The organism is Actinomadura sp. HBU206391 (genome assembly GCF_014323665.1).
Lineage (GTDB): Bacteria > Actinomycetota > Actinomycetes > Streptosporangiales > Streptosporangiaceae > Actinomadura_C.
Genome location: NZ_JABVEB010000010.1, coordinates 48,766 through 74,482 on the forward strand (window position 1 = coordinate 48,766; position 25,717 = coordinate 74,482).

General features: G+C 70.4%; 24 protein-coding genes. 16 read left to right on the forward strand and 8 right to left on the reverse strand.

From position 1 onward, the window contains the following. The first annotated feature begins 3 nt into the window (after positions 1-3). From HKK72_RS06880 to HKK72_RS06895, 4 genes are all read left to right on the forward strand, one after another. Positions 4-663 carry a GNAT family N-acetyltransferase gene (locus HKK72_RS06880; RefSeq protein WP_187233401.1) on the forward strand — a complete coding sequence of 220 codons (660 nt, stop codon included), beginning with the start codon at positions 4-6 and terminating at the stop codon, positions 661-663. 72 nt (positions 664-735) lie between these two features. Then, entirely contained in the window at positions 736-1,152 is a 417-nt protein-coding gene (locus tag HKK72_RS06885) for a DUF3151 domain-containing protein (protein WP_187233402.1), read from the forward strand. Between the two features lie 106 nt (positions 1,153-1,258). Continuing rightward, positions 1,259-2,542 carry an adenylosuccinate synthase gene (locus HKK72_RS06890; protein ID WP_187233403.1) on the forward strand — a complete coding sequence of 428 codons (1,284 nt, stop codon included), beginning with the start codon at positions 1,259-1,261 and terminating at the stop codon, positions 2,540-2,542. 143 nt (positions 2,543-2,685) lie between these two features. Next, positions 2,686-3,720, forward strand: coding sequence for a glycerophosphodiester phosphodiesterase family protein (locus HKK72_RS06895; RefSeq protein ID WP_315987119.1), 1,035 nt, complete (start codon positions 2,686-2,688; stop codon positions 3,718-3,720). A 120-nt stretch (positions 3,721-3,840) separates the two neighbouring features. Here the strand turns inward: HKK72_RS06895 and HKK72_RS06900 are convergent, their stop codons facing one another. Then, positions 3,841-4,941: a magnesium and cobalt transport protein CorA gene (locus HKK72_RS06900; protein ID WP_187233404.1), complete on the reverse strand. Its 1,101-nt coding sequence runs from the start codon at positions 4,939-4,941 to the stop codon at positions 3,841-3,843. Positions 4,942-5,363: 422 nt separating this feature from the next. On the opposite strand from HKK72_RS06900, the gene purD reads away from it, so the two are divergent. The 3 genes from purD (at position 5,364) to purB (ending at position 9,181) form a co-directional block, all read left to right on the forward strand. Then, positions 5,364-6,614, forward strand: coding sequence for a phosphoribosylamine--glycine ligase (gene purD, locus HKK72_RS06905; protein ID WP_187233405.1), 1,251 nt, complete (start codon positions 5,364-5,366; stop codon positions 6,612-6,614). A 96-nt stretch (positions 6,615-6,710) separates the two neighbouring features. After that, positions 6,711-7,874 (forward strand): low temperature requirement protein A, encoded by a 1,164-nt coding sequence (locus HKK72_RS06910; RefSeq protein ID WP_187233406.1) that lies wholly within the window; start codon positions 6,711-6,713, stop codon positions 7,872-7,874. Beyond that, positions 7,871-9,181, forward strand: coding sequence for an adenylosuccinate lyase (purB, locus tag HKK72_RS06915; protein WP_187233407.1), 1,311 nt, complete (start codon positions 7,871-7,873; stop codon positions 9,179-9,181). Before HKK72_RS06910 ends, purB begins: the two co-directional genes overlap by 4 nt. 12 nt (positions 9,182-9,193) lie before the next feature. Here purB and HKK72_RS39740 read toward each other — a convergent pair whose 3' ends face one another. After that, entirely contained in the window at positions 9,194-10,246 is a 1,053-nt protein-coding gene (locus HKK72_RS39740; RefSeq protein WP_222720423.1) for a suppressor of fused domain protein, read from the reverse strand. A 273-nt stretch (positions 10,247-10,519) separates the two neighbouring features. Here HKK72_RS39740 and murA point away from each other — a divergent pair, with 273 nt between their 5' ends. The 5 genes from murA (at position 10,520) to HKK72_RS06945 (ending at position 17,025) form a co-directional block, all read left to right on the forward strand. Next, the gene (gene murA, locus HKK72_RS06925) at positions 10,520-11,809 is read left to right on the forward strand and encodes a UDP-N-acetylglucosamine 1-carboxyvinyltransferase (RefSeq protein ID WP_187233408.1); all 1,290 of its coding nucleotides are present in this window, start codon (positions 10,520-10,522) and stop codon (positions 11,807-11,809) included. 375 nt (positions 11,810-12,184) lie between these two features. Then, entirely contained in the window at positions 12,185-13,513 is a 1,329-nt protein-coding gene (locus tag HKK72_RS06930; RefSeq protein ID WP_187233409.1) for a transcriptional regulator, read from the forward strand. A 231-nt stretch (positions 13,514-13,744) separates the two neighbouring features. Further along, positions 13,745-15,340, forward strand: coding sequence for a serine/threonine-protein kinase (locus tag HKK72_RS06935; protein WP_187233410.1), 1,596 nt, complete (start codon positions 13,745-13,747; stop codon positions 15,338-15,340). Continuing rightward, the gene (locus HKK72_RS06940; protein ID WP_187233411.1) at positions 15,337-15,918 is read left to right on the forward strand and encodes a hypothetical protein; all 582 of its coding nucleotides are present in this window, start codon (positions 15,337-15,339) and stop codon (positions 15,916-15,918) included. Before HKK72_RS06935 ends, HKK72_RS06940 begins: the two co-directional genes overlap by 4 nt. Positions 15,919-16,077: 159 nt before the next feature. Beyond that, positions 16,078-17,025 (forward strand): EamA family transporter, encoded by a 948-nt coding sequence (locus tag HKK72_RS06945; protein WP_187233412.1) that lies wholly within the window; start codon positions 16,078-16,080, stop codon positions 17,023-17,025. 58 nt (positions 17,026-17,083) lie between these two features. On the opposite strand, the gene hisC is transcribed toward HKK72_RS06945, so the two are convergent. From hisC to HKK72_RS06975, 6 genes are read right to left on the reverse strand one after another with little or no spacing between them, the layout of a single operon-like run. Further along, entirely contained in the window at positions 17,084-18,163 is a 1,080-nt protein-coding gene (hisC, locus tag HKK72_RS06950; RefSeq protein ID WP_187233413.1) for a histidinol-phosphate transaminase, read from the reverse strand. A 43-nt stretch (positions 18,164-18,206) separates the two neighbouring features. Continuing rightward, the gene (locus tag HKK72_RS06955; RefSeq protein WP_187233414.1) at positions 18,207-18,908 is read right to left on the reverse strand and encodes an NUDIX hydrolase; all 702 of its coding nucleotides are present in this window, start codon (positions 18,906-18,908) and stop codon (positions 18,207-18,209) included. 52 nt (positions 18,909-18,960) lie between these two features. Beyond that, positions 18,961-20,007, reverse strand: a complete 1,047-nt coding sequence (locus HKK72_RS06960) for a DUF2891 domain-containing protein (protein WP_187233415.1) — start codon at positions 20,005-20,007, stop codon at positions 18,961-18,963. Beyond that, positions 19,991-20,635, reverse strand: a complete 645-nt coding sequence (gene pcp, locus HKK72_RS06965; protein WP_187233416.1) for a pyroglutamyl-peptidase I — start codon at positions 20,633-20,635, stop codon at positions 19,991-19,993. Before pcp ends, HKK72_RS06960 begins: the two co-directional genes overlap by 17 nt. Before the next feature lie 22 nt (positions 20,636-20,657). Then, a complete protein-coding gene (locus HKK72_RS06970; protein ID WP_187233417.1) occupies positions 20,658-21,626 on the reverse strand; it encodes a DUF979 domain-containing protein in 969 nt (322 codons plus the stop codon). Next, positions 21,623-22,321, reverse strand: a complete 699-nt coding sequence (locus HKK72_RS06975; protein ID WP_187233418.1) for a DUF969 domain-containing protein — start codon at positions 22,319-22,321, stop codon at positions 21,623-21,625. Before HKK72_RS06975 ends, HKK72_RS06970 begins: the two co-directional genes overlap by 4 nt. Before the next feature lie 173 nt (positions 22,322-22,494). Between HKK72_RS06975 and HKK72_RS06980 the strand changes: the two genes are divergently transcribed. The 4 genes from HKK72_RS06980 (at position 22,495) to HKK72_RS06995 (ending at position 25,715) form a co-directional block, all read left to right on the forward strand. Beyond that, positions 22,495-23,283, forward strand: coding sequence for a GntR family transcriptional regulator (locus HKK72_RS06980; RefSeq protein WP_315987120.1), 789 nt, complete (start codon positions 22,495-22,497; stop codon positions 23,281-23,283). 80 nt (positions 23,284-23,363) lie between these two features. Then, positions 23,364-24,113 (forward strand): LamB/YcsF family protein, encoded by a 750-nt coding sequence (locus tag HKK72_RS06985; protein WP_222720437.1) that lies wholly within the window; start codon positions 23,364-23,366, stop codon positions 24,111-24,113. Continuing rightward, on the forward strand, positions 24,110-24,727 hold the full coding sequence (locus tag HKK72_RS06990; RefSeq protein ID WP_187233420.1) for a 5-oxoprolinase subunit B family protein: 618 nt from the start codon (positions 24,110-24,112) through the stop codon (positions 24,725-24,727). The genes HKK72_RS06985 and HKK72_RS06990 overlap by 4 nt, the downstream gene beginning before the upstream one ends. A 79-nt stretch (positions 24,728-24,806) precedes the next feature. After that, positions 24,807-25,715 (forward strand): biotin-dependent carboxyltransferase family protein, encoded by a 909-nt coding sequence (locus tag HKK72_RS06995; RefSeq protein WP_187233421.1) that lies wholly within the window; start codon positions 24,807-24,809, stop codon positions 25,713-25,715. Positions 25,716-25,717: the final 2 nt, after the last annotated feature.

Sequence of the window (25,717 nt, forward strand, 5' to 3'; positions counted from 1 at the left end):
TCGATGCGTCACACCGACGTGCGTGAGGCCCTGCAGCGCCCGGACGTACGGCATCCGGACGTACGGCATCCGGACGTGCGGGACGCCACGCCGCGGGCGAACGTGGTGCTCGGCGACCTGAGGATGCGGCCGTACGGCGTCGCCGACCGCGACCGGCTGCGCCGGATGTCCACGGTCTTGTCCCCGCAGAGCCTCTACACGAGGTTCTTCGCGGGCACCCCGCAGATCCCGGAGATGTACGTCCGAGCTCTGCACGCCCTCGACCACTGGAATCACGACGCGCTGGTCGCGATGATCGACGACGAGATGGTCGGGATCGCGGAGTACGTACGCGACCGTGCGGACCCGGAACGCGCCGAGATCGCGGTGCTGATCGCCGATCACTGGCAGCGGCACGGCGTCGCCAGTTGCCTGATCAGGTACCTCGCACGCCTCGCCGAACGGCGCGGCATCACCGAGTTCAGCGCCGACGTCATGCTCGGCAACGCCGCCGCGTTGGCCGCGATCCGCGCCGGCTGGCCGGCCGCCCGGCCACAGCGGGACGGCGGGGCCGCCCGGTTCCGCCTGCCGCTGCCGCAACCGGGCTCGGGCCGCGGGGAACGGTCACGTGATCACGAGGGGATCGAACTGGTTCTGGAGCTGCTGGGATCGCAGTCCCGGTGAGCCTCGCTCACGCGGTCGCCTTGATCGCTGCGGGCCGTGCCGGTTGACCGCTGTCGTCATCGTCGCCCTACGATGGGCGCCATGACCCACAATCTGCTCGGCGGGCCGCCTCCGACCGAACTCCCGGAAAACGTCGAGGCACGCGAAGCGCTGGACAGCGGTGTCGATCCGGTCGAGGTGGCTGCTCGCTTCCCCGAGTATCCGGACGCATGGGCCAGACTCGCCGACCGCGCATTCGACGGCGGCAACGTCATCGAGTCGTACGCCTACGCCCGTACGGGCTATCACCGTGGACTCGACCAGCTCCGCCGTGCGGGCTGGAAGGGCCACGGGCCGATCCCGTGGGAGCACGCCCCCAACCGCGGCTTCCTGACCGCCCTGCACGCGCTCGGCCGAGCGGCCGGTGCGATCGGTGAGGACCACGAGGCGGAGCGATGCAAAACGTTCCTGCGTGACAGCAGCGCCGCCGCCGCGGAGGCCCTGTCCTAGGGAGCACGCCGGTTTCTTCGCACCGGATGTCCGGGTACCATCGGATCGCAAGAGGCCCCGGTCGTGCTTGCGACCAGGGTCTTCGTCGTGAGAGAGGGAGCGCCTGATGCCGGCCATCGTGCTTGTCGGGGCACAGTGGGGCGACGAAGGCAAGGGCAAGGCCACTGACCTGCTCGGCGGAGACGTCGATTACGTCGTTCGCTACCAGGGTGGCAACAACGCCGGTCACACCGTGGTCATCGGGGACAAGAGCTACGCTCTTCACCTGCTGCCGTCCGGGGTGCTGTCCCCGGATGTCGTCCCTGTCATCGGCAACGGAGTCGTGATCGACCCCGGCGTGCTCCTCGAGGAGATCGACGGCCTCCAGGCCAAGGGTGTGACGTGCGAGCGCCTGCTGATCTCGGCGAACGCGCATTTGATCATGCCGCACCACCGAGCGCTCGACAAGGTCTCTGAGCGCTACCTCGGCAAGGCGCGCATCGGTACCACCGGGCGCGGCATCGGGCCCGCCTACGGCGACAAGATCGCTCGGATGGGCATCCGGGTTCAGGACCTGTTCGACCCCAGCATCCTGACCCAGAAGATCGAGCTGGCGCTGCGCGAGAAGAACCAGGTGCTCGCCAAGGTCTACAACCGCCGGCGGATCGACGCCGATCCGATCGTCGAGGAGTACGTCGCCTACGGCGAGCGGCTCAAGCCCTACGTCGCCGACACCGGGCTCGTGATCAACGAGGCGCTCGACCAGGGCAAGGTAGTCCTCTTGGAGGGCGCCCAGGGCACGCTCCTCGACGTCGACCACGGGTCGTACCCCTTCGTGACGTCCTCCAGCCCCACTGCGGGCGGCGCGTGCGCGGGCTCCGGCATCGGTCCGACCAAGATCACCCGGGTGATCGGCATCCTCAAGGCCTACACCACCCGGGTGGGCGCGGGACCGTTCCCGACCGAGCTGCTCGACGAGATGGGCGAGTTCCTCCGTACGACGGGCGGGGAGTACGGCGTCACGACCGGCCGCGACCGGCGCTGTGGCTGGTTCGACGCGGTGATCGCCCGGTATGCCGCCCGCGTCAACGGCATCACCGACTTCTTCCTCACCAAGCTCGACGTGCTCTCCGGGCTCGACAAGGTGCCGGTCTGCGTGGCCTACGAGGTCGACGGCGTGCGCTGCGACGAGATGCCCACGTCACAGACCGATTTCCACCACGCCAAGCCGGTGCTGGAGTACTTCGACGGCTGGAAAGAGGACATCACCGGCGCCAAGACGTTCGAAGACCTGCCCGACAACGCGCAGGCCTACGTCCGGGCGCTCGAAGAGATGTCCGGTGCTCAGATCTCGGCGATCGGCGTCGGCCCGGGCCGTGACCAGACCCTCACGCTGCGGCCGCTGATCTGATCCCCTTCTCCACCGGTCAGACATGATCACTCGCACGGCCACCGCAGGCATGGGACGGGTGTCCACCTTCGCGCCCCTTGATGTTGCCGTAGTCGTAACCGGCGTATCGGGGAAGTGTTAATCACGTTGCGTAACGCTCCGGTGTGCCCACTGAGACACCACTGCGCGCACTCCGAACTGGCGGCGTAGCAAGGAGAAGAACACTGCGGGACCGGGTCGAAGCGCACGGCCACAGAGGCTCGCGCGGCCTGCGGCCGGAGAACACGCTTCCGTCGTTCGCGCATGCCCTGGCCATCGGCGTGGACGTCATAGAGCTCGACGTGGGCCTGACGGCGGACGGCGTGGTGATCGTCAACCACGACCAGGCGCTGTCGCCGATGATCGCCCGCGACACCGCACCCAGCCGGCCGGGCGATCCGATGTTCCCCTATGTCGGCAGGTCCGTCCGCGATCTCACGCTCGCGCAGATCAAGACCGTTGACGCGGGGATGCGGCGCCCGTGCGACACCGATCCCTTCGTGCTGACCCAGCTGCCGATCGTGGGCACCCGCATGCCGACGCTCACCGAGGTGTGCGACCTGATCGACCGGCTCGGCGCGCACACCCCCGACCTGGCCGTCGAGATCAAGACCGACCCCGGGTGGCCGGACGACGAGGTGGCACGCCTGGTCGAGGCGGTCGCGAAGATAATGGACACCTGCGGCCTGACGCGGCGGACCCGGATCCTGGCCTTCGACTGGCGGGTCCTCGCCCACGCTCGGAGCCTCGCGCCGCAGGCCGCCCGCAGGGTGGCCCTGATCGAGCACGAGACGCTCGAGGCGGGCTCGGCGTGGCTGGCGGGGATCACTCCTCCGGAGCCGGGGACCGAGACCACCACCGGTCCCCTCGACGCCGCCGCGTGGACCGGCCTGCTCAACGGGGCGATCTCGGTGGGGGCCACCATGCTGTCACCCGAGCGAACGCTCACCGGGCCGGAGCTGATCGGCGAGGCGCACCGGCTTGGGTTGCCCGTCACCGTCTGGACGGTGAACGAGCCGGTCGAGATGGCGCGCCTCATCGACCTCGGCGTGGACGGGATCGTCACCGACTATCCCGACCGCCTGCGCGCCGTGATGGAGGCTCGCGGGCTGCCGCTCCCGCCGCGCCACCGCGCCCGCAAGCCCGTAAGCAGCCTCTGAGTCACCTGAACCGTGACGTGCCTGAACCGTGACAACGGTGTGTTCGGTGGCCCCTCACAGGGCCACCGAACACACCACAAGCCCGGGCCCCAGCCACAAGCCGGGTCGCGACCGGGGCGCTCAGAGCCAGCCGTTGCGGCGGAAGCCGCGATGGAGCAGCAGACACGACATCCCGATGAGGCACATGACGACGGGATAGCTGAAGGCCCACCCCAGCTCGGGCATGTGCGTGAAGTTCATGCCGTAGATCCCGGCGATGGCGGTCGGCACCATCAGGATCGCGCCCCAGGCGGAGATCTTGCGCATGTCCTGGTTGTCGTCCACCGTCACCTGGGTCATGTGCGCCTGCAGGATCGGGTTGAGCAGTTCGTCGCAGGACTCCACCTGCTCCTGGACCCGGGTGACGTGGTCCTCGACGTCGCGGAAGTACTCCCGGATCTCGGTCGGCACGAACCGCCGGCCGGCCAGCGTGCGAAGCGGTGACGCGAGCGGCCCGACGGCCCGCTTGAGGTGGATGACCTCGCGCTTGAGGCGGTAGATGCGGCCGGCCTCGTTGCCGCGCTCGGGCGAGAAGACCGCCTCTTCGACCTCGTCGATGTCCTGCTGCACGCCGTCGGCGACGCACATGTAGTCGTCGACCACACGGTCGGCGACCGCGTGCACGACCGCCGCCGGCCCGAGGGCGAGCCGCTCGGGGTTGGCCTCGAGCCGCCGCCGCACCGGGCCCAGCTCGCCATGTGCGCCGTGGCGTACGGTCACCACGAAATCGGGACCGCAGAACACCATGATCTCGCCGGTCTCGACCGCCTCGACTCCGGAGGCGCGGCCGACATAGCCGACGGTCTTCATCACGAAGAACTGAACGCCGTCGTACCGCTCCAGCTTGGGCCGCTGGTGTGCGTGGATGGCGTCCTCCACCGCGAGCGGGTGCAGGCCGAAGACCTCGGCGAGCCGCTCCAGTTCGGCGGCGTCAGGGTCGTGCAGACCGACCCAGACGAAGCCCTTCGGCGAGGCCGCGCCGGCATCGGGCTCCGCCCGCACCAGTCGTACGGCCTCGGTGAGGTTGTCGACGGGGACCCTGTGACCGTCGACGTACGCCGCCCAGTCGATGATCGCGGAATCGCGGTCGGGCCGGATGGAGACGGCCGGACGCGCGGGACGGCCGAGCGGCTTGAACAGTGCCTTGGTTGCGATGCCTGGGCGCACCCGGGTCATGGCCATTGGGGGGCTCCTTCCCCGCCGGCCGGCCGCGCTCGCACGCGCCCAAATCATGAGCCGGGCTCAGCTGGGCTGGACCCTACGAATGAAGGGGGTGCGCGAGGAGGGCTCGGCCGGACGCCGAATAGAGGCGGACGGACCAGTCCGGTCGGGACTATGGGGGACCTCGGCGGTACTACTAGGATCACCGGTACCCATTCCGGCCACCTCCCTTCAGGGCTAGGCGTCAGAGCACAAGCTGCGCGAGCATCGTCAGATTATCACCGCGCGATGGGGTCCCCCTGCCGATCAGCCGTTTCCAGGCCTGCGCGCCCACCGGACGTCACCGCCGATTCACCTGGTCATGACGAGGGCGTCACAGCCGGGGCGGCGGCCGAAACCCGACGCGAGGCGCCGAGGCCGGGAGCCCGATAGGGTCAGGTCGCGTGCGAGTTCTCCTCCTAGGATCCGGCGGTCGCGAGCACGCCATCGCCCGCGCCCTGCGTCTCGATCCCGCAGTCACCGCCCTGCACTGCGCTCCCGGCAACGCCGGCACCGCCGACATAGCCGACAACCACGTACTCGATCCGACCGATCCGGTCGCGGTCGTCGAACTGGCCAGGCGGATCCGCCCCGAACTCGTCGTGATCGGCCCCGAGGCGGTGCTGGTCGCCGGGGTCGCCGACGCGGTCCGCCAGGCCGGGATCCCGTGCTTCGGGCCCGACGCGGCGGCCGCGAAGATCGAGGGGTCCAAGGCGTTCGCGAAAGAGATCATGGAGGCGGCCGGCGTCCCGACGGCCGCGGCCCGGGTCTGCGAGTCCGGTGACGAGGTGAGCGCCGCCCTCGACCTGTTCGGCCCGCCCTACGTGGTCAAGGACGACGGGCTCGCGGCCGGCAAGGGCGTCGTGGTCACCGAGGACCGGGCCGCCGCCGAAGAGCACGCCGCCGCGTGCGGACGCGTGGTCATCGAGGAGTACCTCGAAGGTCCCGAGATCTCGATCTTCGCACTCAGCGACGGCACGCACACCGTGCCGATGCTGCCCGCGCAGGATTACAAGCGCGCCTACGACGAAGACCGGGGTCCGAACACCGGCGGGATGGGCGCCTACACGCCGCTGCCATGGGCGCCGGCCAGCCTCGTCGACGAGGTGATGTCCACGGTCGTGCAGCCCGTGATCGACGAGTTGCGTCGCCTTAAGACGCCGTACGTGGGCGTGCTGTACGCGGGACTCGCCCTCACACCGGCGGGCGTCCGCGTGGTGGAGTTCAACGCGCGGTTCGGTGACCCGGAGATCCAGGTCGTCCTCGACCGGCTGGCCACCCCGTTCGGCACCCTGCTGCAGACCTGCGCGATCGGCGGCCTGCAGGAGGGCTTGCGGCTGGAGTGGACTCCGGGAGCGGCGGTCAACGTCGTCGTCGCCGCGGAGAACTACCCAGCGGATCCGGTGAAGGGCGACGTCATCGCCGGAATCGAAGAGGCCGACGCCGTGCCGGACGCCTACGTTCTGCACGCGGGCACCACGTACTCGGACCGGCTGCTGGTCGCCGCCGGCGGCCGGGTCCTCAACGTCATCGGCACCGGCCCCGACCTCGCGGCCGCCCGCGCGACCGCGTACGAGGCGGTCGACAAGATCCGCATGCGCGGCATGCGCTACCGCACCGATATCGCGGCGAAGGCGGCGGCGACGCCGTCCTGACCGTGTCACCCCTCGGCTGACACCCCCCTCAGCCGACACCACGTCACGCAGCACCGCTCACGACACCGCTGATCGTGGGCGAGATGGAAGGCCGCCATGATCTCCCCCACCCGGCCGGTCGAGGACGTTTATCGCGTCACGACCCTGGAGCTCTTCTTCGATCTCGTCTTCGTCTTCGCCGTCACCCAGCTCACCGGCGTGCTGGCCGACGAACTGTCACCGCTCGGCGTGCTGCAGGTCGTCGCCATGTTCGGGGTGATGTGGTGGATCTACGGCGGCTACGCCTGGCTCACCAACACCCTCACCCCGACCACCACGACCAGGCGCCTGCTCCTGCTGACCGGCATGGCCGGGTTCCTGATCATGGCGCTGGCCACGCCCGGCGCCTTCAAGGACACCGGTGTGGCGTGGGGGATCGGTTACCTCATCGTGGTGCTGGTCCACGCCGGCCTCTACGTACAGGGCAACTCGAACATCCTGCGGGTGCTCCCCGCCAACCTGCTCGCCGCGGCGCTCATCATCATCGCCGGGCTGCTGGACGGGGCGGCGGTCCGCGTCCTGTGGATCGCCGCGCTGCTCATCCCGATCGCGATGCCGTACATCGTGCCGGCCGGCGGCCGCTTCCTCATCCAGCCGACCCACATCGTCGAGCGGCACGGACTGCTCGTGATCATCACGCTGGGCGAGACGATCATGGCGATCGGGATCGGCGCCGAAGGCCTGACCGTCGACGCCGAGCTGGCCATGGCGGCGGTGCTCATCCTCGCCCTCGTGGCCGGCCTGTGGTGGGTCTACTTCGACCGCGACGACGAACGCGCCGAAGAGACGCTGAGCGCCGTGGACGACGGCACCCGGACGCAGCTCACCATGTTCGGCTACTTCTACGCGCACATCCCCATCGTGGTCGGTGTCATCGTCATGGCGGCCGGCGTGAAGAAGGCCGTCGGGCACGCCTGGGAGCCGCTGCACGGCGGCCCGGCCATCGCCCTCGCGAGCGGCGTGGCCCTCTACCTCGCCGGCCAGGTGCTGTTCCGCCGGATCATGCGCATCGGCCCGTCCCGCATCCGGACCGCCGCCGTTCCGGTCGCCCTCGCCACCATCCCGATCGGTCTGTGGACGGCCGCGGCCGAGCTGGTGGCTCTCACGGTCGTGGTCGCCGCCACCCTGGTCGCGGAACGCCTCGCCGCCACCCGTGCGGCGACCGCCGAAGCCAGGGGTGTACGGCGGGACGACTCCGACCTGCGAGAATCGGGAGCGTGATTGATCGGTACACCCTCCCTGAGATGGGCCGCGTCTGGAGTGACGCGCACAAATACGAGCTGTGGTGCCAGGTCGAGACCCTGGTGGTCGAGGCACACGCGGAGGCCGGCACGATCCCGGCCGACGTCGTGGAGCCCGTCCGCAAGGCCCCTCCGCCCACGCCCGAGCGGGTCGACGAGATCGAGGCCGTCACCCAGCACGATGTGATCGCGTTCCTGAGCGCGTGGGCGGACAACACCGAGCCACGCGAGGCCGCGGCGTACGTCCACTTCGGCATGACCTCGTCGGACCTGCTCGACACGGCGCTGGCGGTGCAGTTGGTCGAGGCGACCGACATCCTCCTGGCCAAGGCCGACGCCCTGGTGGCGGCGCTGCGCGATCACGCCCTGGAGCACCGCGGCACCCTGCGGGTCGGCCGTACGCACGGCATCCACGGTGAGCCGGACGTGTGGGGGCACCGGGTCGCCGACTTCGCGTTCGCGATGGCGCGGTCGCGTGACCGGCTCAGGCGGGCGCGCGAGGCCGTCGGCGTCATGGCCATCTCGGGCTCGGTCGGCACGTACTCGAACATCGACCCCGCGGTGGAGCGGCACGTCGCGCGCGAGCTGGGGCTCAAGGCGGCCGACGTGTCCACCCAGGTCGTCATCCGCGACGGCATGAGCGAGTGGGTCGGCGCCCTGGCCATCATGGCGACGGTCTGCGAGGCCATCGCGCTCGAGGTGCGGCACGGCCAGCGCACCGAGGTGCGCGAGTTGTGGGAGCCGTTCGGCAAGGGCCAGAAGGGCTCGTCTGCCATGCCGCACAAGAAGAACCCGATCCTGTCCGAGCGGATCTGCGGCCTCGCGCGCGTCGTACGAGGTCAGATCGTGCCGGTCATGGAGGGCATCCCGCTCTGGCACGAGCGCGACATCTCACACTCCAGCGTCGAGCGAGTGGCGCTGCCGGACGCCTCGGTCACCACGGACTACCTGCTGCACCTCACCACCCGGCTGGTCTCCGGTCTCGTCGTCGACGCCGACCGGATGCGGGCGAACCTGGACTCGACCGGAGGCCTGATCTACACCTCCACCGTGCTGCTGGAGCTGGTCGAGGCCGGCATGTCGCGCGACGACCAGGCCTATCCCCTCGTGCAGAAGGCGGCGATGGAGACCTGGCGAACCGGCGTGCCGTTCCGCGAGACGCTGCGCGAGCACGCCGCACAGGCGGGCCAGACGCTGGACGAGGCGCGGCTCGACGAGGTGTGCCGTCCGGAGCGTTTCGTCGAACGGCTCGGCCCGGTCTTCGACCGCCTCAGCGCCCTGCGCTGAGTGCTGGGCGGTTCAGCCCACCACCTCACCGGTCTCGTTGCCGCGACCGTCCCTCATGACGGACGGCTCGATCTCGATGACCAGGCCGGGCATTGAGGGGACGGGATAGCGACCGGCCTGGGAGCGCAGCGCCCCGATCAGATCGTCGGCCGCGGCCGCCGGGACGCTGACCTCGAGGATCTCGTCGTCGACGGGCTCGACCGCGAACCGCTCACCGGGCACGAAGCGGACCGCGCTGTTGTCGCTGTGAACGACCAGTGTGCCGCCGCGCGGCAGCCGGGCGGCCAGCTCCCTGCCGATGTTCGGCGCCGGCAGCGCGCCGAAGCGCAGCGTGGCCGCGCCGCCGGGGCAGTCGTCCAGGGTCCAGTCGGCGACGGCCACGAGCAGCATGTTGCCGGCGGGCCCGTCGCGCTCGGTGCCGGCCCGCACCGCCGCGGCGATGTCCGGATCCGACAGCAGCGAGTCGCGGTCGAGGTCGGTGACGCACAGCGGCATCCGCGGCCCGAGCGTCTCGACCAGCTGGGCCGACCCCCAGCCGCGCGCGGCCTCGTACTCGTCGAGGGTCAGGCCGACGACCTGCAGGAACTGCAACTTCCCGTGCACGGTGGAGATCTCACCGAGCTCGGGGTCGAGAACGAACGTGATCGCCTGGATCGCCGAATCCGGTCGCTCGGCGGCGATCGGCCCGTTGGCCTTCATCGTGTGGCCCGCTTCGAACCAGTTCCCGGACTGGAAGACGTACCTGGCGAGGTTCTGCAGGAAGTTCGCCGCCCATACCGGCGGCTCGGTCTCGGATGGCCGGCGGGCAAGACGGAAGGTGAACTCGAAGCCCCAGCCGGACTCGTCGGCGTTGTCCGATTCCTTCTCGTACAGCTCGGACATGCCGTAGCCGATGAAGTGCCAGTGCGGCACCGGCTCGGTACGCGGATAGGCGCTGATCCCGTCGAGCGGGTCCGGCCCGCCGAGCGCCCACTTGTGCAGCGTCCCCCAGTGCATGGGCTCGGCGTCGCCGTAGATCCGCTGGAGCGTGGTGTCGATCGCCGCCCAGCCCGCCGCCTCAGTCATCGTGCCGGCCGCCGCATCGCCCGTTGGCCAGGGTGTTTCCCGAATCGCTCATGCCCGGAGAACTTAGTAGACCCCTCACGAACCTTTGGTCGGAAATCCGGATCTAAATGACCAAGTTGTCCTCATGACGGGACGAGCCGGTCAACCCAGAGGTCACCCGGTGCGATACTGGTGATCGCGCGTGCCTCGGCGCGCCTGGCACTCATGACCCGCCGACCTGCTCGGGCGGGCAGATAGTCCGGAAAACCCGCATCTTAAGGAGTACAGGCGGATATGAGCATGGGCCACGAGGTTCGTTATCGCGTGCGTGGGGGCCGCCAGCTGCGCGGCACAGTCTTCGTCCAGGGCGCCAAGAACGCCGTACTGCCGATGATCGGCGTATCGCTGCTCGCGGCGAAGGGCCGCACGGTGCTGCGGAACGTTCCGATCATCGAGGACGTGCGGCGGGCGGTCGAGCTGGCCCAGGCCATCGGCGCCAAGGCCGAGCTGCACGAGGCCGAGCGCACCCTGGTCATCGACGCCTCCACACTGAGCAGTCCGGTGCTGCCGGCCGAGATCGCCTCGCGCTTTCGCGGCTCGTTCCTGTTCGTCCCGGCACTGCTGCACCGGCTCGGCGAGGCGGTCATCGAAGGCGTCGGCGGCTGCAATCTGGGCAGCCGCAACCTGGACTTCCACTACAACGGCTTCAAGCGGATGGGCGCCACCGTCACCGAGCAGGTGAGCGGCGAAGAGGGCTCCATCCACATCAAGGCGGGCGAGCTGCGCGGCGGCACCCTCTACCTCGACACCCCCTCGCACACGGGCACCGAGAACCTGCTGATGGCGGCGGCGCTCGGCAAGGGCACCACCCTCATCAAGAACTGCGCGCTCGAGCCCGAGGTGCTCGACGTCATCGAGCTGATGAGCCGGATGGGCGCCAAGATCAAGGGCGGCGGCACCGGATTCATCACCGTGGAGGGCGTCGACGAGCTCACCGCGGTCGAGCACACCGTCATGCCCGACCGGATCGACGCGGGCGTGTTCGTCATGGCCGCCGCCATCACGGGCGGCGAGATCAGCCTGGTCGGCGCATCGCTCGAGCACCTCGGCGTCGCCGCCGACAAGCTCGAGCAGATGGGCGTGGAGTTCGCCCAGCACGGCGCGGTGCTCCAGGTCCGGCGCAAGCGACCGCTGCGGCCCATCAACGTCGTCACCGACGAGTACCCGGGCTTCGCGACGGACCTGCAGTCGCCCATCATGGCCGTTTCGTGCCTCGCCGACGGCCCGAGTTACATCTACGAGCGCATCTTCGACGGCCGGTTCAAGCTGGCCGAAGAACTGACCAAGATGGGCGCCGACATCGACGTGGACGGCAACCGGGCGAAGGTGCACGGCGGCGCCTCGCTGACCGGCGCCGAGGTCGTCGCCCATGACCTGCGTACGGGCAGCGCCCTGGTCCTGGCCGGGCTGGCCGCGCAGGGGGAGACGACGATAACCTCCGCGTACTACCTCGACCGGGGTCACGCGCACATCGCCGAGCGGCTCTCGATGCTCGGTGCCGATATCGAACGCGAGGTCGTCTGACCTCTCTGACCTGACCGAAAGGCTCGGGCCGTAATGGGTGGATCGACCCCATGACGGCCCGATGTCCTGAGGTGGGCCCTTGCGCGCCTTTTGTCGTACCGGTTTGATCCAGGGGTGACTTCGGACAGGCTAAGACACCAGATCGTGACTGGCCGGATGGTGACAAATTACTGGCTTAGGGCTCCCATAGGTTAGTTTTTTGCCGCACTCTTGATTCGGTTTCGCGTCGGGGCGTCACGTCTAGTGGTCCTGATCCGATCTGCCCGATGAGAAACGAATCGCACGGGAACTGCGGTGCTTGGCCAGAAGGCAGGGGCAACGAGCCATGAGTCAACCGTTGGGCAGAGCCTACGCTCACGCGGAAAGCGAGCTCCCATGACGGGGCCGAGGTCGGGGTCAGTGGGCCCCGACCTGACCATCGGCGTCGTGGGGCCGCACGACCTCGTCGAGCGGGTCATGCTCATGGGCCATGGCCCGACGCCGGTGCCGAGCCGGCTGGTGGCGGCGGCCTACCGAGACGAGCAGGAGGCCGCGGACAAGGTCGTGCGCCTGGGGACCGGCGTCGACGTCTGCCTGTTCGCCAGCCCGGTGCCGTACGACTTCGCCCGCAAGGCCGGCGTGCTCACCATGCCCGCGACCTACGTCCCCCTCAACGGTGCGGCTCTGCAGGGCGCGCTCCTGCGGGCGGCGCTGGACGACCGGTTCGACCCCTCCAAGGTGAGCATCGACGTACTCGGCCGCGCCGAGGTCGAAGAGGCCTACAGCGAGATCGACCTGGGCACCGAGCACGTGCACCTGCGCGAGGAGGCGGCCGGGCCGGGCACCCTCGCCGCCTTCCACGAACGGCTCTGGCGCCGCGGCGCCACGACGGTCGCGATGACCTGTGTGCACGCGACCGCCGAACGCATGGAGCTCGGCGGGGTGCCGACCATCCGGGTGCGCCCCACCGGTGCCGCCATCCGCAGCGCGCTGCAGACCGCGGCGCTGCTCGGCGCGCACCACCGGCTGGAGGAGTCACAGCTCGTCGTCGTGCTCGTCGACGTGCCCACGTTGCGCGAGACCCCGCGCAGAGTCACCCCGCGCTACTGGCGGGACGAGCTCAAGCTGGCGCTGCACCGGGTGCTGCTGCAGGAGGCGCACCGGATGAGCGCCTCGGTGTGGCCCTTGGACGATCACAGCTATCTGATCATCGCGACCCGCGGTTCCGTCGCCGGCACCACCGACGGGTTCCGTACGCCGCCGTTCGTCGAGCGCGTGCGCGACGAACTCGGCCTGGCCATCGAGGTCGGGATCGGCATGGGCCGCACGGCCCAGGAGGCCGAGACCCATGCCCGGGCCGCCCTGGCCAGGGCGCAGACATCCCAGCGGGCCCAGGGCTTCGCACTCGACCGCGACGGCCGTGCGCTTGTGCCCGCCCCGCGCACGCCGCCACGCACCCAACCGCAGATCAAGCCCAAGGGACTGGAGATCCTGGCCAGGCTCGCCGACCGACTCGGCGACCAGGACCAACCGCTCATCGTCGACGCCGAGAACGCCGGGAAGATGCTCGGCGTGACACCGCGCACGGCCCGCCGGCTGCTGCGCACATTGGTCGAAGAGGGGCTCGCCTGGCCGCTCCCGCCCAACCGGACGCCACAGCCGGGCCGCCCGCGGCAGCTCTACCGGCTGATCGTCGAGAAGCTGGGCCCCAAGACGACCACCTGACGTCACTCTTGTTGAAGCGAACAACTTTTGAAACTTCAGCAACTTCGTCAACCACCACGAAATGTCGTGCGTCTGACTCAATGTGGTTCGTTTTTCACGAACCGTCGAGCATGTGAGTTCTCTCGGCTATAGCGTCGGCAGCCATCTCGTAAGCGGTCCGGCGATACGGCGGGTGACCAGGAGAAAGGGGACCAAATGTCCCTTGAATGGACGGTTTCCGGTTATACGAACGTGCGAGAGCTGGGAGAAGGCTCCGCCGGCCGGGTCATGCTCGCGGTGCACAGCGAAACGGACACGCCAGTAGCGATCAAGTACCTGTCCGCCCGGCTGTACAACGACACGGAGTTCACCGAGCGGTTCCGCGACGAGGCGCGACTGCTCTCCGAGATCGACGACCCCAATCTGGTCCGATTCTTCGAGTACGTCGAGACCCGTTACGGCGCCGCGATCGTGATGGAGCTGATCAACGGCATCAGCCTCGCAGACCTGATCAAGGCCGAGGGCGAGACCGGGCCGGAGGCCGCCCTCCTCGTGCTCAAGGGCTCGCTGCTGGGGCTCAACGCCGCGCACCTCGCCGGCGTGGTGCACCGGGACTTCAAGCCCGGCAACGTGCTCGTGCGCGGCGACGGCGTCAGCAAGCTCGCCGACTTCGGCATCGCCGTCCGGGCCGGCGAGAACGTACCGGCGGCCGGCACGCCCGCCTACATGGCACCGGAGCAGTGGCGCGGCGTCCCGGTGTCACCGGCCACCGACGTCTACGCCGCCACGGCCGTGTTCTACGAGTGCCTCACCGGAGAACGTCCCTTCCCGGCCAAGACGCTGCCCCAGCTCGCGGTCGCGCACCGCAACGCGCCGATCCCGGTCGACCACGTGCCGCAACCGCTCCGCGATCTGGTGTTGCAGGGGATGGCGAAGGACCCCGCCGACCGGCCGGCCTCCGCAGCGGAATTCCTCGGCCGGCTCGAGGCGATCGCCCTCGCCGAGTACGGCACCGAGTGGGAGGAGGAGGGTCGTAACCGCCTCGCCGAGCGGGCGGCGATCCTCGCCCTGCGCCTGCCCTCCTCTGGAAAAGAGGGCCAGGGCGCGACCGCGCTCGCCGTGACCGAGCTGGGCACGATGGCCCGGATCGGGCAGAAGGTCATGCGCCGCGGCCTGGTGGCCACCACCGCGGCCGTGGTCGCGGTCGTCTTGGTCGGCAGCAGCGTGGCCGTCTACGCCGCCAACCGCGGCGACGGCAAGCCCAAGAAGCCGCCGCTCGCCGGCCCATCGGTGCCTGGCGACCCCTCCGCCGGCCCGTCGGTGGACCCGTCCGGCGACCCGAGCACAGAGCCCTCGCCATCACCGACCGACACGTCGCCGAGCCCGGCCGTGCCCGTGCTCGACGACACCACGCCGGCGGACGGCGGCGACCCGGCCGGGCCCGCACCGGGCGGTGGGCCGGCGCCGCGGATCGAGCCGGGCCGACCGGTCATCGTCGACGACGACGACGACCCACCGTCGGAGGAGCCACCGGCGACGAAGGCGACCAACGTCGCCATCAACTCGTGGAGCCGTGGAGAGTCGCGGACCACGGGAACCGTCTCGTTCACTGTCGAGGCCAGTGGCACCGGGTCGATCACGATTACAGTCTCGTACTCCTCCGGCCAGACACACACGTTCACTCGCGAGGGCTCGACTAAGTACGAACTCACCGATTCAGGGACCTTCGAGTCGAGCTGTGAGGACTGGACGGTCACCGTGAGCTCGGGCGGGGTGACGGGCTCCCAAACGCTCAAGGGCAACTGCACGAACGAGACGCCGACCAAGGAGACGAGGCGACTTTCGTGACGCAAGGACCACCGCAGCGGCCGGGGAACGAGCCGGTCGGGGAGCCGGGCGGCACTCCCGCCGGTCGGCCGAGTGGCCCCGACGAGGTGCTGCGGTTCGGGCCGGGCGTGCAGCCCACCGACCAGCTGACCGAGACGTGGCGGTCGGGCCGCGCCCAGCCGCCTCGTCGTCGGCGGCGGCTGGTGCGCAACCTGGTCTCCTGGCTCATCACCGCGGCCCTCCTGGTGGGCGTGCTGTTGTGGCTGCTGCTGCGCGGCCAGGCGTCGGACGTCGAGATCACGGCGATCAAGGTCCAGACGCCCAAGCAGGTCCAGGACTGCAACGCCACCGTCGACGTCACCGGCGTACTCACCACCAACGGCGAGGCGGGGCAGATCACCTATCGGTGGGTCCGCAGCGACGGGCACGACTCCGGTCTGCTGCACGAGACCGTCGAAGCCGGCAAGCGCGACGTCACGGTCCACTTGAGCTGGGCCATCAAGGGCCCGGGCGAGCGTCGCTTCACCGCCACTCTGGAGCTGGTCGAGCCGAAGAGCACCGCCGACAAGGCGTCATCGGCGTTCCGCTACTCCTGCTGATCGGCCGGTAGGGCCGCCTGCAGATCGACCGGTCTGTAGGGCGGCCTGCCGACCGTACGTGCCGACCGGTGGCCCCCGACCGCTGATCGGCCGCATCCCGGAGTCCAAGGACTGAAACCCGCTGGGGACTGCCGGCGTCATCCTCTATCGTAATGAGCCATGACGACAACGACTCCTGACACCCGGACCATGAGCTCGGCCGGGTGGGCCGCGCTCTTCGTCGTCTACATCGTGTGGGGGTCGACCTATCTCGGCATCGGGATCGTCATCGAGACATTCCCCCCGCTGCTCAGCGGCGCCATCCGCTTCTTCGCCGCGGCGGTGCTGCTCGCCATCGTGCTCATGATCCGGTCCGGGCCCGGAGTGCTCCGCGTCTCCCCGCGTGGGCTCGGCTCGGCCACCCTCGTCGGGCTGCTCCTGCTCGCGGGCGGGAACGGCATGGTGTCGGTCGCCGAACAGCACATCTCGACGGGGATGGCGGCGCTGCTCGTCTCGTCAGTGCCGTTGTGGCTGGTGGTCTTCCGCCGGCTCAGCGGCGACCGGCCTCCCCTCGCCACGGTCGCCGGAGTGGTCACCGGCTTCACCGGGGTGGCGCTGCTGTCGCTGCTCAGCGACGGCGGCGCCGGAAGCGCCGTCGGCATCACCGTCATCCTGCTGGCGGCGCTGTCATGGTCGGTCGGCTCCTTCCTGTCGAGCCGGTTGCCCATGCCGGGGAACAGCTTCGTCGCGAGCGTCTACGAGATGGCCGCGGGTGGGCTCGCGCTGCTCGTCCTCAGCGCGACCAAGGGTGAGAGCTTCGACCTCTCCCAGATCTCCATGCGGTCCTGGCTGGCGCTGGCCTACCTCATCACGTTCGGCTCGCTCATCGCCTTCACCTCGTACGTGTGGCTGCTCGGGAACGCGCCGATCTCACTCGTCGGCACGTACGCCTATGTCAACCCCGCCGTCGCGGTGGGGCTCGGCGCGCTCGTCCTCAGCGAGCCCGTCACCTGGCCCACCCTGCTCGGCGGCGCAGTGATCATCGCCGGCGTCGGTCTGGTCGTGTCGACCGAACGCCGGACGAAGATCCCCGTGGCGGTCACGCCCGAGCCCGTCGCGGTGAAGTGACGGGCCGTCGCGGTCGGCGGCGTCGCGGTCGGCGGCGTCGTGGTCGGTGGCGTCGTGGTCAGTGCCGTCGCGGATAGGACTCCGCGACGGCCAGGAACGCGTCGTTCTCGTCAGGTGAACCGACCGAGATGCGGGCGCCCTCGCCGGCGAAGGGACGGACGCTCACGCCGGCCGCCTCGCACGCGGCCGCGAAGTCGAGGGTGTCGGCGCCCAGCCGGAGCCAGACGAAGTTGGCCTCGGTGGGCGGGACCGTCCAGCCCTGCGCGAGCAGGGCGGCCCGCACCCGGTCACGCTCCTTGACCGTCGCCTCGACCCGTTCCAGCAGCTCGCCCTCGGCGTTCAGTGAGGCGACGGCGGCGGCCTGCGCGATGCTGTTGACGCTGAACGGCAGGAACGTCTTGCGCGCCGCCTCGGCCACCGCCGGGTGCGCGATGAGGTAGCCGGTCCGCAGACCCGCCATGCCGTAGGCCTTGGAGAAGGTCCGCAGGATCGCCAGGTTGGGCCGGTCGCGGTAGAAGGCGAGCCCGTCCGGGGTCTGCTCGTCGCGGAGGTACTCGCGGTAGGCCTCGTCGAGCACCACCAGGCAGTCACCCGGCACCCGGTCGAGGAACGCCTCGAACTCGGCCGTCCGGACGACCGTGCCGGTCGGGTTGTTCGGGTTGCAGACGAAGATCAGGCGGGTGCGCTCGGTGATGGCGTCGGCCATCGCCGCCAGGTCATGGGTCTCGTCGACGAGCGGCACCTGGACGGACGTCGCGCCGACCAGGTCGACGAGCAGCGGGTAGGCCTCGAACGAGCGCCACGCGTACAGGATCTCGGCGCCTGGCTCGCCCACCGCTTCGAGCAGCATCTGCGCGACCCCCACCGAGCCGCAGCCGACGGCGATGTGGTCGGCGGGCACGTCGTGTCTGGCGGCCAGCGCTTCGATCAACTCCGTACAGCCGTTGTCGGGGTAGCGGTTCACCTGGAGGGCCGCCGCGGCGATGGCCTCGACGACCGAGGGCAGCGGGCCGTACGGCGACTCGTTGGACGACAGTTTGAACGACCTGCCGCCGGGCGACACGACGATCTTGCCGGGCTTGTAGGCGGCGATCCGCTCCAGCACGGTACGGAAACGAGGGGTGGCTGACTCGGACACCGTTGTCCCTCCCCAGGGAGCGCGAAGTTGGGTCAGCCCCACTTTACGGAGTAACGCTCCGTACCGGGAGACAGGACCGGGGCCGGAGCATCGGCGGGCGGAGCTGCTCGGCGTCGCCGCGCGTGTAGAGCTGCGCCGGGCGGCCTCCGTCGCGGGTGGTCCTGCGGCCGGTGGGGATCAGGAACCGATCGGCGCCGGTCACCTTGCGGTGGAAGTTCCGCGGGTCGAGCGGAGTGCCCCAGACGATCTCATAGACCCGGCGCAGCTCCGCCACGGTGAACTCCTGCGGGCAGAAGGCCGCGGCCAGCGAGGTGTACTCCAGCTTGGCGCGGGCCCGCTCGACCCCGTCGAGCAGGATCCGGCGATGGTCGAACGCCGCCCGGTCGCGCTCCATCAGATCGTCGACGGCGATCCACAGCACCTGGGCCCGGCTCGACGCGGGCAGGTCGGGCGCCAGGCCGAGATAGGCCACGCTCACGACCCGCTGCCGCGGGTCGCGGTCCGGGTAGCCGTACGTCGCGAGCTGCTCCAGGTGGATCCGCACGTCGGCGAGCCCTGCGCGCTCGGCCATCAGCCGGGCCGCGGCCCCGGGCAGATCCTCGTCGAGCTGGATGAATCCACCCGGCAGCGACCAGCACCCGTCGAACGGCGAACGATCTCGCCGCCACGTAAGCGCGCAGAGCCGTTGCTCGCGCACGGTGAGAACGACGAGGTCGACGGTGACGGCGACCCGGGGAACGGTCATGTTCAGAACGTTAGTGCGCCGCGACGCATCGCATGACTCACATCCGCACGGATCACCCCTCCCCCGGCAAAGGGGCCGGGGTTTCGAGGGCCATGACGGCGAACGTGGCGAGCCAGTGATCGCTGGTGAAGTCGCCGGCGGCCACCTGGGGCAGACCGGCGTTCAGCTGTGCCTCGGCGGCGGCGCCCAGCAGCGGGATCCGCTCGTCGTCGCCCGGCAGCGCGGCGGTGATCGCCCGCAACGCGGCGGCCCGGCTGAGCGCCAGCCCGATCAGGTGCCCGATGTGCGGGTCATGCGGATCCGACACGGTCGGCGGCTCCAGCAGTGCCTGCGGTTCGCCACGCACCAGTCCCGGCAGGAACTCCGACAGCCAGCCGGCGAACTCATCGCGGGGGAGCACTCGCCGCATCAGGTCCGCCTCGGTGAGGGCCGGCGACACGAAGTCGTGCCCGGACGGCTCCCAGGCCGCCGGGTAGTCGTGGTCGGCGCCGAACCAGCGCCGGGCGACGTCCGAGACGAAGGGGACGAGCTGCGCGCAACCCGCCTCCTCTGCCGAGTCGAGCACCAGCCCCAGCGCGAACGCGCTGTTGCCGTGCACGCCGTGGCGTACCGGATAGGTCGCCTTGGCCAGCCAGCCCTCGACGAGCCCGGCCACCGCGGTGACCGCCGGACGCAGCGCGTCGGCCCACCGGGCGCCGTCCGCACCGGCAGAGCCGCACTCAGCGGCCAGGGCGAGCAGCCAGGCCCAGCCGTAGGGCCGCTCGAAGGTGGGGTGGACGCGCAGGTAGGCGGCCTCCGTCGCCAGGTGCCCGGCCGTCAGGTGCCGGTCCAGCACCTCCCGCACAGCGGCCTCGTCGATCACCTCTCGGTGCCTGCGCAGCAGCCTGATCAGCAGCCAGTGCATGTGCACGGCCGAGTGCCAGTCGTAGGAGCCGTAGAACGCCGGATGGTGCACGCGCGGCAGCGCCACGTCGTCCGGTCCCTTGACCAGGTGCTGGGGAGCGTTCGGGAACTCCCGCGTCACGTTGTCCAGGGCCAGGCGGGCGAGGCGGGGGGCGAGATCGGCGACGCTCGGCCGCGGATCAGTGGAGGGAGCCACCGGTGACCTTCAGATCGGCGGTCGTGGTGACCGCGGCGGAGAGGATGGCCGTCAGCGCGGCGGCGATGGCCGGGGCGGACATCGACGGCTCGTCACCGCCCGGCACCTGTTCGGGGGCGTACGGGACGTGCACGAAGCCGCCGCGCACGTGCGGCCGTTCGGTCTCGATGAGATGCATCAGGCCGTAGAACACATGGTTGCAGAGGTACGTGCCCGCGGTGTGCGAGACCGAAGCGGGCAGGCCCGCCGCGCGGACGGCGGCCACGCACGCCTTCACCGGCAGGGTGGCGAAGTACGCGGCCGGGCCGCCCGCGACGACGGGCTCGTCCAGGGGCTGCCCGCCGGCGTTGTCGGGGATGCGGGCGTCGTCGAGGTTGATGGCGACGCGCTCGACGGTGACGCCCGCCCGGCCGCCGGCCTGGCCGACGCAGACGACCACCTCGGCGCCCGACTCCTCGACCGCCGCGCGCAGACGTTCGTTGGCGTCGTGAAAGACCACCGGCAGTACGGCGGTGGTCAGCGAGACTCCCTCCGGCGGCGTGGCCGCGGCCAGCCGCACCGCCTGCCACGATGGATTGACCGTGGAGTCGCCGAACGGCTCGAAGCCGGTGAGCAGTACCCGGGTCATCGCTCTCCTCTCAGGTTTTCGCTCAGAAGGCGAAGATCGCCATGATGGCTATGTTGCAGGCGAGCAGCGGGATCGCCGTCGGGATCTGGGCCTTGATCGGTCCGTACTGGTCCTTCAGCTCCAGGAGGGCGGCGGGGACGATGTTGAAGTTGGCCGCCATGGGCGTGGTGAGGGTGCCGCAGAAGCCGGCGAGCATGCCAACGGCGAGCACCACGGCCGGGTCGCCGCCCGCACCCTGCACCAGCACCGGCCAGCCGATCGCCGCGGTCATGACCGGGAACGCGGCGAAGGCGTTGCCCATGATGAAGGTGAACGCCGCCATGCCGATGCAATAGACCGCGACCGCGATGTAGGTCTGACCGCTGGGCAGCACGTTCTCGGTGATCCGGCCGACGGCCTTGCCGACCCCGGCGGTGGCGAACAGGCTGCCGAGAGTGGCGAGCATCTGCGGCAGCAGCATGGCCCAGCCCATCGCCTCGAGCAGCGATCGTCCCTCGTTGACCGGGGTGACGACCCGGCGCTCACGCAGAATGATCATGCCGACGATGAGGGCGGCGATGGCGCCGAAGCCGAGCCCGAGGATGGTCTCGCTGCCCTTCTCCAGGATCAGGTCGCCGCCGAGGCTCTTGCCCTTGAGCACGGTCGCGCACAGCACCGCCACCAGGGGGATGGTCAGCGCCGGAATGAACAGCCGGCTGCCCAGCCGCCGGGCCGATGCCTCCCGCTCCTCGGAGGTCGTCGTCCTGCGCTCGCCCCGGCCGGTCAGCCCGAAGCCGCCGAGCACCGCCATCGCGAGCACCGCGACGCCGAGAGGCTCGGGCGGGGCCTTGTCGTCGACGACCCAGCTCGCATAGACGAACCCGACGCCCAGCAGCCCCCAGAAGGCGGCCGTGCCGTACCTCTTGGGATTGGTACGGTCCAAGAACATCTGTACGGCCATGATCAGGAAGATCGCGCCGATCAGCCAGTAGAACCACTCGGACTTGATCACTTGGCCGTCTCCTTGGGGGTGATCTCCGCCTTCATCTCACGCGCCAGCCAGCGGTCGAGCGCCACCATCCGGTATCCGTGGATGAGGAAGGCGCAGATCGCGGTGGGGATGGCCCAGAGCGCCAGGTGCAGGGGCTCGAGGTGGGTGCCGTAGGTCGTGTTCACGAAACCCGTGATGAGCAGGATCGAGCCGATGGCGATGAAGATGTCCTCACCGAAGAACAGGCCGACCGTGTCGGCACTGGCGGAGTAGGACTTGACCTTCTCGCGGACCCGTTCGGGCAGCGGCCCGTGGCGGCGTTCGGCCGCGCCCTCGGCCATCGGCGCGACCAGCGGGCGGATCGACTGCGCCGGGCCGCCGATGTTGGTCAGCCCGAGGGCCGCGGTGGCCTGCCGGATGAACAGGTACAGCGTCAGGAAGCGCCCGGTGGTGAGACCGGTCAACTTGCCGATGAGATTGCGGGCCTGCTGCTGCAGGCCATAGCGCTCCAAGAGCCCGATGACCGGCAGCGTGATGACGAAGATCGTCACCGACCGGCTGGAGGCGAAGCCGTCGCCGAACGCCGCGAGCACCTTCTGCGGCGAGAGACCGCCGAGCAGTCCGGTGATGATCCCGGCGGTCGCGACGACCAGTAGCGGATTGCGTTTGGTGGCGAAGCCGAGGATGACGACGGCCACGCCAAGTAGAACGATCATACGGACGCCCCTTTTGGTGCTGGTGTCCTGTCCCATACGGGGTCGAGGGAAGTTGACCGAGAGGTTAAAGTATTGTTCAACAATCCCACAAGGAGGCAATGTGTCAGCCATGTAAAGATTTGGGCGCCACGTTGCGTTAACTGGTGAAGTGAAGACCACGCCGATCGAGCGACGTGACCGAGCGACGCAGCACGAGCACGAGAGCCACGACCACGAAGGTCACCACCACTGAGGTCACCACCACGAAGAGGAGAGCGGCCCTGCCAGCACCGAGCCCGCAAGCCGTTGAGGGGCTGACCGCGGATCGACACCTCCTGGCCCGGACCAGCACCGCGGACCGGGTCGCCGACGTGCTGCGCACGCGGATCGCCGAGGGTGACCTCGTGCCAGGCACGAGACTCTCCGAAGCGGCGATCGCGACGATCCTCGGCATCTCCCGCAACACGCTGCGCGAGGCGTTCCGGCTGCTCATCCAGGAGCGCCTGCTCACGTACGAGATGAACCGGGGCGTGGCGGTCCGCGAGCTCACAGTGCGTGACGTGATCGACGTCTACACGGCACGGAGGGCGCTCGAGGCCGCCGGGCTGCGCGGCGCGACGACCGCCGCCCCGGACCGGCTCGCGGCGGTGCACGAGGCGGTGGCGCAGGGCGAGCGGGCCGCCGCCGCTGGGGAATGGCCCGCGGTGGCCACCGCGGACCTGCACTTCCATCGCGCACTGGCCGAGATGGCCGGCAGCGACCGGATCGACGAGTTCATGCGCCGGCTGCTCGCCGAGCTGCGGCTGGCGTTCCACGTGATGCCGTCGCCGCGTGAGTTCCACGGGCCGTACCTGCGACGCAACCGGGTCATCGCCGACCTGCTGGCCGCCGGTGACCTCGCGGCCGCGGAGCTGGAGCTGGGCGACTACCTCGACACCGCGCAGGCCCAGATCACCGACCGGATGCGGGAGGCCGAGGCATGACCCTGGACGATCACCTGAACACCCACCCGGACGACCGTGAACGGCCTGCCTCCGATGGTCAGGACCGGACGCGGGCGGTGATGGATCTCAACGCCGATCTCGGGGAGGGCTTCGGCCGGTGGACCCTCACCGACGACGAGGCCCTGCTCGACATCGTCACGAGTGCCAACATCGCGTGCGGCTTCCACGCCGGCGACCCCTCGATCATGCGCAGGGTGTGCGCCCGCGCGGCCGAGCGCGGTGTGCGCATCGGCGCGCAGGTCTCCTACCGCGACCTGGCCGGCTTCGGCCGCCGCGCGATCGACGTGCCCCCCGGCGAACTGGCCGATGAGGTGACGTACCAGATCGGCGCGCTGGAGGTGTTCGCCCGGGCGGCCGGCTCGCGGGTGGCCTACGTCAAGCCGCACGGGGCGCTGTACAACCGGGTGGTCGGCGACGAGGAACAGGCCGCCGCCGTGATCGAGGGGATCCGGCGGGCCGACCCGTCGCTGCCGGTGCTGGGGCTGCCGGGTTCCGCGCTGCACCGCGCCGCCGAGGTCGCCGGGTCGCCCACGGTCAGGGAGGCGTTCGCCGACCGCGCCTACACGGCGGCCGGCACGCTGGTGTCGCGCCGCGAGGCCGGAGCCGTCCTCCACGACGAGGAGGAGGTCGTGACGCGGTCGGTCCGCATGGCGCGCGAGCGCGTGGTCGTCGCCATCACCGGTGAACGCGTGCCCGTCGAAGCGCGATCGCTCTGCGTCCACGGTGACACGCCCTCAGCCGCGCGACTGGCCCGCCGGATCCGTGCGGCGCTGTCCGAGGCCGGCACCGGCGTGGAGCCCTTCGCATGAGAGTGCTGCGGGTGGGAACACGGGCGCTGCTGGTCGAGGTCGGCTCCGACGGCGAGGTGCAGGCGCTGCACGCCGAGATCGCCCGGCGGCGCGCCGCCGGCACGATGCCCTCCGTCGGCGAGGTCGTCCCGGCCGCCCGCACCGTCCTGCTGGACGGGCTCGACGATCCGGGCTCGCTCGCACGGGACCTTCCGGGATGGCACATCCCCGACCAGACCGCGGGCGACGGCGCGCTCGTCGAGGTGCCCACCCGATACGACGGCGATGACCTCGTGGACGTCGCGGCGCAGTGGAAGGTGCCGGTGGCCGAGGTGGCCCGGGTGCACGCGTCGGTGGAGTTCCGGGTGGCCTTCTGCGGCTTCGCGCCCGGGTTCGGCTATCTGACCGGGCTGCCGGAGCGTTATGACATGCCGCGCCTGGCCACACCGAGATCCGCCGTCCCCACCGGGTCGGTCGGCCTGGCCGGGAAGTACACCGGCGTCTACCCGCGCTCGTCGCCGGGCGGCTGGCGGCTCATCGGCCGCACCGATCTGGTGCTGTGGGACCCGGCGCGCGAACCGGCCACGTTGTTCGTGCCGGGCACCCGCGTGCGCTTCGTGCCCGTGGACGGATGACGCGTGGACCGACGACGAGTGACCCGATGACCCGTGGACCGATGACCCGTGGACCGATGCCGATGGCGCGCGTGAGCCGATGATCGAGGTCGTACGGGCGGGCGCGCTCACCACGGTGCAGGACCTCGGACGGCATGGGGTGGCCCACCTCGGCGTGCCGCGCTCAGGCGCGCTCGACGAGCCGGCGCACCGGCTGGCCAACCGGCTCGTCGGCAACCCGGAGTCGGCGGCCACCCTGGAGACGACGCTCACCGGGACGGCGGTGCGGCTGCGCACGGCCACCACGATCGCGGTGACCGGTGCGCCCGCGCCGGTACGCCTGAGCGGCCGTCCGGTCGCCTGGGGCGCACCGGTCCACGTGCCGGCGGGCGCGGTGCTCGACGTGGGGACCGCCACCCATGGCCTGCGCGGCTATGTCGCCTTCTCGGGCGGCGTGGACGTCGAGCCCGTGCTCGGCAGCCGCGCCACCGATCTGCTCTCGGGGCTGGGGCCGCCCCCGCTGTCCGACGACGATCTGCTGCCGCTCGGCCGGACCACCGGCCCGCCGGGCCCCGTCGACGCGGTTCCGGTGTCGGCGCCCGCCCGGGATCTGGTGCTGCGGCTGGTGCTCGGGCCCCGGGACGACTGGTTCACCGAGAACGCGCTGGCGGGCCTGGCCGCGGCCCGCTTCCAGGTGGCCGGGGCGAGCAACCGGATCGCGCTGCGCACGGAGGGCCACGCGCTGGAACGCGCCGTCCACCGGGAGCTGCCGAGCGAGGGCATGGTGCTCGGTGGCGTTCAGGTGCCCCCGAACGGATGCCCGATGGTGTTCCTGGCCGACCACCCGACCACCGGCGGGTATCCCGTGATCGGCGTCGTGCCCGTTGCCGACCTCGCTGCCGCGGCGCAGACCCGCCCCGGGGCCGAGGTCCGCTTCGTCCCGACCCGTGGTCCTCTCCCGAGCGGTTCCCGGCGCGCGGGCGACGGCTCGGGCACTGTCGCAGGGTGACG

Coding starts and splice junctions, on each gene's coding strand:
- HKK72_RS39740 (WP_222720423.1), bottom strand. CDS start 10,246: ATGACTGAGGCGGCGGGCTGGGCGGCGATCGACACCACGCTCCAGCGG.
- pcp (WP_187233416.1), bottom strand. CDS start 20,635: ATGACCCGGGTACTGCTCACCGGCTTCGAGCCGTTCGGCGACTCCACG.
- HKK72_RS06885 (WP_187233402.1), top strand. CDS start 736: ATGGGCGCCATGACCCACAATCTGCTCGGCGGGCCGCCTCCGACCGAA.
- HKK72_RS06985 (WP_222720437.1), top strand. CDS start 23,364: ATGGATCTCAACGCCGATCTCGGGGAGGGCTTCGGCCGGTGGACCCTC.
- HKK72_RS06900 (WP_187233404.1), bottom strand. CDS start 4,941: ATGGCCATGACCCGGGTGCGCCCAGGCATCGCAACCAAGGCACTGTTC.
- HKK72_RS06945 (WP_187233412.1), top strand. CDS start 16,078: ATGACGACAACGACTCCTGACACCCGGACCATGAGCTCGGCCGGGTGG.
- HKK72_RS06975 (WP_187233418.1), bottom strand. CDS start 22,321: ATGATCGTTCTACTTGGCGTGGCCGTCGTCATCCTCGGCTTCGCCACC.
- HKK72_RS06890 (WP_187233403.1), top strand. CDS start 1,259: ATGCCGGCCATCGTGCTTGTCGGGGCACAGTGGGGCGACGAAGGCAAG.
- murA (WP_187233408.1), top strand. CDS start 10,520: ATGAGCATGGGCCACGAGGTTCGTTATCGCGTGCGTGGGGGCCGCCAG.
- HKK72_RS06955 (WP_187233414.1), bottom strand. CDS start 18,908: ATGACCGTTCCCCGGGTCGCCGTCACCGTCGACCTCGTCGTTCTCACC.
- HKK72_RS06910 (WP_187233406.1), top strand. CDS start 6,711: ATGATCTCCCCCACCCGGCCGGTCGAGGACGTTTATCGCGTCACGACC.
- HKK72_RS06880 (WP_187233401.1), top strand. CDS start 4: ATGCGTCACACCGACGTGCGTGAGGCCCTGCAGCGCCCGGACGTACGG.
- HKK72_RS06995 (WP_187233421.1), top strand. CDS start 24,807: ATGATCGAGGTCGTACGGGCGGGCGCGCTCACCACGGTGCAGGACCTC.
- HKK72_RS06930 (WP_187233409.1), top strand. CDS start 12,185: ATGACGGGGCCGAGGTCGGGGTCAGTGGGCCCCGACCTGACCATCGGC.
- HKK72_RS06990 (WP_187233420.1), top strand. CDS start 24,110: ATGAGAGTGCTGCGGGTGGGAACACGGGCGCTGCTGGTCGAGGTCGGC.